This window comes from Halomonas sp. KAO, assembly GCF_015595025.1.
In the GTDB taxonomy this organism is placed as follows: Bacteria; Pseudomonadota; Gammaproteobacteria; order Pseudomonadales; family Halomonadaceae; genus Halomonas.
Map to the genome: position 1 here is coordinate 228,831 of NZ_JADNRL010000025.1, position 6,490 is coordinate 235,320.

5 protein-coding genes are annotated in these 6,490 nt (G+C 63.2%); 4 read left to right on the forward strand and 1 reads right to left on the reverse strand.

Translation table 11 applies throughout. The features are described from left to right. Positions 1-13 precede the first annotated feature (13 nt). On the reverse strand, positions 14-799 hold the full coding sequence (locus IOC61_RS13770; RefSeq protein WP_195689314.1) for a GntR family transcriptional regulator: 786 nt from the start codon (positions 797-799) through the stop codon (positions 14-16). Between the two features lie 330 nt (positions 800-1,129). On the opposite strand from IOC61_RS13770, the gene IOC61_RS13775 reads away from it, so the two are divergent. From IOC61_RS13775 to IOC61_RS13790, 4 genes are all read left to right on the forward strand, one after another. Then, positions 1,130-1,885: a (Fe-S)-binding protein gene (locus IOC61_RS13775; RefSeq protein ID WP_195689315.1), complete on the forward strand. Its 756-nt coding sequence runs from the start codon at positions 1,130-1,132 to the stop codon at positions 1,883-1,885. Next, the gene (locus IOC61_RS13780; RefSeq protein WP_195689316.1) at positions 1,882-3,333 is read left to right on the forward strand and encodes a LutB/LldF family L-lactate oxidation iron-sulfur protein; all 1,452 of its coding nucleotides are present in this window, start codon (positions 1,882-1,884) and stop codon (positions 3,331-3,333) included. Before IOC61_RS13775 ends, IOC61_RS13780 begins: the two co-directional genes overlap by 4 nt. Next, positions 3,333-4,019, forward strand: a complete 687-nt coding sequence (locus IOC61_RS13785) for a LutC/YkgG family protein (RefSeq protein ID WP_195689317.1) — start codon at positions 3,333-3,335, stop codon at positions 4,017-4,019. The genes IOC61_RS13780 and IOC61_RS13785 overlap by 1 nt, the downstream gene beginning before the upstream one ends. A 131-nt stretch (positions 4,020-4,150) precedes the next feature. After that, positions 4,151-5,920, forward strand: coding sequence for a hypothetical protein (locus tag IOC61_RS13790; RefSeq protein WP_195689318.1), 1,770 nt, complete (start codon positions 4,151-4,153; stop codon positions 5,918-5,920). The last annotated feature ends 570 nt before the right edge of the window (positions 5,921-6,490 follow it).

Consider the following 6,490-nt stretch of genomic DNA (forward strand, 5'->3'; position numbering starts at 1 on the left):
ACCGGGCCCGCTTTCAGGCATCGCCATCACGGCGTGTACCCGGCACTCGCTGGGCGCGACGCAGGGCGCGCTGGGCCCGAGTCTCGGCGCGCTCCATCTCGAGCAGTCCCTCTTCGACGAATACCAGGTGCTCGTGGGCGCGGGCCCTGGCGTCTTCGGCGCGCCCCTCGAGGATGGCGTCGAGCAGGGCGCGGTGCTGGAGCATCAGCTGGGGGCGAGCTTCCGGCCGCTCGAACAGATGGGCGAGGTTGTCGGCGATGCTGCGCTCCAGCAGATGGAAGATGCCACGTATGGTGTGCAGCAGCAGCACATTGTGGGCGGCCTCGGCGATCGCCAGGTGGAAGGCCGCATCGGCCTTGGCCTCCTCGACAGGATCGTGCCCCTGGAAGCAGGCTTCGAGCTCCTCGAAACGACGGATCAGCAGCGCCTTGTCGGTGGGGGTCGAACGCAGCGCGGCGTAGTAGGCCGAGATGCCCTCCATGGCATCGCGAAACTCCAGCAGATCCAGATGAAACTCACCGTGACGTGACAGCATCTCCAGCAAGGGGTCGCTATAGCCGCTGTTGAGCTCCTTGCTGACGAAGGTGCCGCCCCCCTGGCGGCTGATCAGCAGGCCGCGGGCCGACAGCTTCTGGATCGCCTCGCGCAACGAGGGGCGTGAGACGCTGAAGCGTTCGGCCAGCTCGCGTTCGGGGGGCAGCTTCTGGCCGGGCTGGAGGCTGCCCTCCAGAATCATCGCTTCGAGGCGTTCGGTGATCACGTCGGCCAGACGTGGTTGGCGCAGGGGAGGGTAGGCCATGGTGAGGTTCCGGCGGCTGGTGAGGTAGATAAGATAGGGTTGACGGCATCTTACGGCAAGATATTGGTAATACCAATAATCATCGGTGTGGTTTTTTCGAGAGTGCGAAAGAGTTCTTTCAGTTTCAAAAAGAGTCTCACAATTTCAAAAGGTTGGAGCCGCCAGGTAGAGAACTAGACTAATGTCTAGGCAGGGAGCAAGGAAAAAAACGGCGGGTCTCGTTTGACACTGTCGTATGAGTCTCCTTAATGTCCGCCAACTCATCTGGAAAAAATTGGTTTTACCATTTTACCAAAACACCTGGCTCGCCAGCCGATAAAGGAATCGCCGATGACTGCCGTCAAGCTCTATCCGCCGAGGCCGGACAAGGTCTATCTTTTCGGCACCTGCCTGATCGACCTTCTCTATCCAGAGGCCGGGATGGATGCCATCCGGCTGCTGGAGCGTGAGGGAATCGAGGTGCTGTTTCCCCAGGACCAGACCTGCTGTGGCCAGCCGGCCTATACCTCCGGTTATCATCATGAGGCCCGTGCCGTGGCGGCGGCGCAACTCGATCTCTTCCCCGGCCCCTGGCCGATCATCGTGCCCTCGGGCTCCTGCGGCGGCATGATGCGCAAGCACTACCCCCAGCTCTTCGCCGGTACCGATCTCGAGGAGCAGGCCTGCGAGGTGGCCGGGCGCATCTTTGAACTGACCGAGTTCCTGGTCCACGTCTGCCATCTCGACCTCGAGGATCGCGGCGAGCCCGAGAAGGTCGCCATGCATACCTCCTGCAGCGCCCGCCGTGAAATGGGGCTGGCCGACACCGGTCCCGCCCTGCTGGCAGCGCTGGGGCGGGTGGAGCTGGTCGAGCAGGCGCGGGCCAGCGAGTGCTGTGGTTTCGGTGGCACCTTTGCCGTGCGTCACCCCGAGGTCTCGGCCGCCATGGTGGAAGACAAGGCCCGGGCCATCGAGGCGACCGGGGCGCGCCGCTTCATCACCTCTGACTGCGGCTGCATGATGAACATCGGGGGTCGCTTCGAGCAGCAGGGCAAGGCGGTCAAGGGCGAGCATATCGCCAGTTACCTGTGGCGGAGGACCTCATGAGCGAACAGACGGCCGGCGTTCAAACCTATACTCCCCGTGAATTCCATCGCCAGGCTCACGATGCCCTGGGAAATCCCCAGATACGCGCCAACTTCCGCAAGGCGATGGATGGCCTGATGGCCAAGCGTCTCGACAGCTTCGATGACTGGGACCTGGATGCCCTGCGTGAGCTGGGCGCCAACATTCGCCTGCGGGCGCTTGCCAGGCTGCCTGACCTGCTGGAGAAGCTGGAGGCCAACTGCGAGGCCAATGGCATCAAGGTGCACTGGGCCGAAGACGGGGAGCAAGCCTGCCGAATCATCCGTGGCATCTGCGAGAACCATGGCGCGACCTCGGTGATCAAGGGCAAGTCGATGGTCTCCGAGGAGATGCATCTCAACGCGCATCTGGAAGAGGCCGGGATCGAGGCGCTGGAGTCGGATCTCGGTGAGTACCTGGTGCAGCTCAACCAGCAGACCCCTTCCCATATCATCATGCCGGCGATCCATCTCAATACCGATGAGATCTCCGAGATCATGCACGACAAGACCGGAACCGAGCGTACCCGGGACGTCGATGCCATGACGGCGGCGGCCAGGCAGCAGCTGCGCGAACGCTTCATGGCCGCCGGTGTAGGGGTCTCCGGAGTCAATTTCGCGGTCGCCGAGACCGGCACCCTGTGCCTGGTGGAAAACGAAGGCAATGGTCGGATGACGACCACGGTGCCTCCGGTGCATGTGGCGGTGACGGGTATCGAGAAGGTGGTCGAGCATCTGCGCGATGTGCCGCCTCTCTACTCGCTGCTCACCCGCTCGGCCACCGGTCAGCATGTCACCACCTACTTCAACATGATCAGCTCGCCCCGCAAGGAGGGGGAGCATGATGGTCCGAAGGAGGTGCATCTGGTGCTGGTGGACAGCGGTCGCTCCAGCATTTACCAGGACAATGAGCTGCTCGATACCCTGCGCTGCATTCGCTGCGGCGCCTGCATGAATCACTGCCCCGTCTATACGCGTGTGGGAGGGCATGCCTACGGCACGACGTACCCCGGTCCCATCGGCAGCATTCTTTCACCCCATCTGATGGGGCTGGAGGAGACCCGGGATCTGCCCACGGCGTCGAGTCTGTGCGGCGCCTGTGGCGAGGTCTGTCCGGTGAAGATCCCGATCCCCGACCTGCTGGTGCGGCTGCGCCGAGAATCGGTCGGCGAGGGGCGCGGCAATGTGGCCGGTGCCGGGATCAAGCGAACCCGCAAGGAAGTGGCCGCCTGGAAGGGGTTCCAGTGGTTGGCGACACACCCTGCGGCCTGGCGCGCCGGCACCTCGGTGGCCGGCAGGCTGCGGGCGCTGACGCCTGCCAGGCTGGGTGCCTGGACGCAGCATCGCAGCGCACCAAGGCCGGCGACCACTACCCTGCATGCGCTGGTCAAGCAGCATCAGGCAGCCAAGACCGACAAGGAGGAGCGCTGATGAGTGCTCGGGATGCGATTCTCAAGCGGCTGCGGGAGCGTGCGGATGGGGCGTTGAGTGCCCCCGATAGCGACTTTGCCGTGGTGACCGGCCGCGGCTGGAGCCGGGAGGAGCGGCTGGTGCGCTTCGAGCGCTGGATTGGCTCGGTGCACGGCGAGGTGGTCCATGCCGCCGAGGAGGACTGGACCGATGTGCTGGCGAAGGTGCTTGTCGACAAGGGGGTGCGCCGCCTGGCCCTGGGCAAACAGCATCCGGTCGCCGTCGAGGCGCGCCGGGCCCTGGTCAATGCGGAGGTGGAGCTGGTCGACGTCGATCGCGATATCGAACAGTGGCAGCGTGAGCAGTTCGATGATGTCGATGCCGGCCTGACCTCGACCCGTGGCGCCATCGCCGAGACGGGCAGCCTGTGGCTATGGCCCACGCCGGATGAACCGCGACTGATCAGCCTGGTGCCACCGCTGCATATCGCGGTGCTGGACGGGAGGACGCTGGAGGACACCTTCTTCGACGTGATCGAGAAGCATGGCTGGGCAAGCGGCATGCCGACCAATGCGCTGCTGATCTCCGGCCCCAGCAAGACCGCCGATATCGAGCAGACCCTGGCCTATGGTGTTCACGGCCCCCGTGAACTGGTGGTCATCGTGCGCCATGCCGACGATGTGATCGGGAGTTCTGCCCGGCAGTGAGGGCCAGGGTATGCATTGCGACGGCCCGGTGTCTGGGAGACGCCTGAAATGCCATGAGATGCAGGGGTACCATTGGGGTATAGTTGGCGTATCGCGAGGGGCCCTTCCCTCGATACACAAGGAGCATGTGCGTGCAGGATAGGATATCGAACGCCGGGAAGGTGGCGGGGCCTGATCGTCAGGGGCTTGGTCTTCACGGAAAGGTGGTTGCCGTGGTAGCGGGCCTTGCCCTGCTGGCGGGGTGCAGTGAGCGGCAGCCCGAAGAGGCTCGCTTCATGTCGGCCCCGGAGGCGACGGTCGGCGATGCGCTAAGCGGAGAGCTGACGACAGCCAGCTCCATCAATCTCAACGATGGGGCTCGCTACTCCCCGCACTGGATCTGCCCAGGCGAGGCGACTGATGGGGTGACATCCTATGTGCTGGATGCTGCCTTCCCCGGGGTGCTGACGGCGTTCGACAAGAGTGGGAGCCTGCGTGGAGTCGCCGAGGGGGAGTCGCCGTCGTTGCTGGTAGGTGCGGATCATGAGGCGTGCACGCTGGTCGTGGTGAATGGCGGCGATGCGACCTCCTTTGGCCCCTATCGTCTCGTGGCACAGGCTCACGCTTCGGCTGAGCAGCTGATCCTCGATACGCCGTTGACCGGGTCGCTCGGTGAGGATGGCAAGGCGAGTCACGTCATAACACTCGAACAGGCGGGTCGTCTCGACCTCGCGCTGTCGAGTGGCGGCGCTCTTGCACTGTCTCTGCATGGTGAAGGGCGCGAAGAGCGTGTTCAGGTCTGTGCCGACGAAGAGCAGCGCCTGGAGGCATACCTGGAGCCGGGAGACTATCGGGTCGAGGTCGCCGCTGCAGCCACCGACAATGCGCTGACTGCGACGAGTGGATGTGGAGGTGACACCCTGGTGCTGGGTAACGCCTACCGGCTGCTGGCCAGCGCCGACGATCTGTCCACCGGGATGCGCAATGAGGGGCCGCTGCGGGGAGGCGACAGCATTACCGGGGTCCTCGAAAGCGGGGCGCGTAACCGCTACCGCCTGGATATCGACGAACCTTCCGAGATTTCCATCGAGTTGAGCTCGGCACAGTTCGATGCGCTGCTGAGCCTGGATGGCGAGGGGCAGAGCCTCAGCAATGATGATGGTGGCGGAGGCATCAATGGCACGGATGCACTGCTGGAAACCGTGCTGTTGCCGGGGCGCTATGAGGTCCAGGTGTCGGGCTATGGTGCCGCAGGGGGTGACTACACTCTCGAGATGCAGCGCTCTGCCTTCGAGGGTGAGCTTCGCAACGATGGGGAAATCCTGCTGGAAGAGAGCCTGGTTGGCATTCTGGATGGCAGCGGCCCCAACAGTTATCGCCTGACACTGGAGGAGGCGGCGGGAGTCAGGGTGATGCTGGGCTCATCGAGCTTCGATGCCGTGCTTCGCCTGCATGGCAATGGTATCGATATCAGCGATGATGATAGTGGCGGAAACCTCGATGCGCTGCTGTCGGCAGTGCTCGAGCCGGGCAGCTATACCCTGGAAGCCCAGAGCTATTCGGGGGCTGGGGCCTACAGACTGGAAGTGGCCGGTGAGGCCATCGAGGGTGAACTACGCAATGGCGGCGAGGTTAGGGTCGGCGACGCTGTGGTCGGTAGCCTGAGTCCCGGGGGCGTGCTTGATTACGAGCTGGTGCTGGAAGAGGACGCCACGATTGTGCTCGAAGCGACCTCGCCGACAGTCGATACGATACTGAGCCTGAGTGGAAATGGGGTCGAGATAGAGAACGACGATGCCGATGGGCTTGGCCTCGGGTCGCGCCTTACCCAGTTCCTGGAAGCCGGTCGCTATGGCCTAGGTGTCAGGGCCTGGGACGTGGGTGGCGGCTCCGGCACCATCAGGCTTGAGGTCAGGCGCTGAGAGGGTGGCTTCGACCATTTATCAGGTCCCTGAGACTTTTTTACAGGAAGGCCTTGCGGGCCCGCGGGGAAAGCCGTAAAGTACGCATCCGCTGCCGGCGACGGGCAAACGTTGCAGGCGGTAGAAGTGGCAGAAGTGGCTGTTCTGCAATGGTTTTTTTCGCAAGGCGTCGAAAATCACCGGTTGACAGTCGCAGCAGATTCGCTAGAATGTGCGCCACTCGTGACGGCGGCTTCAAGGCCTCCGCGGCGATCCTCTCGAAACGACCCTTCAAGGGTTGAATGTCGAAAGGTGTCGGTCACTCGCAAGGTTCCTCGGAATGCTTCGCCGGGTTGACAACGACAGCCAGTCACGTAGAATACGCCTTCCTCGCAGGGCGCTGGCGAGACCGCCGCTTCTTCGGTAATTAACGAAAGCGACGGCACGACAGCAAGCGAGATGCTCCGCTCTCAACGAGACGTGAGCCGCTCTTTAACAATCGATCAGGTAATTCATGTGGGCGCTTGTCGATGGCTCGGTGATCATGTCACAGAACCATCAAGGCAAGCGACTCGTCATAGATCGCAAGAT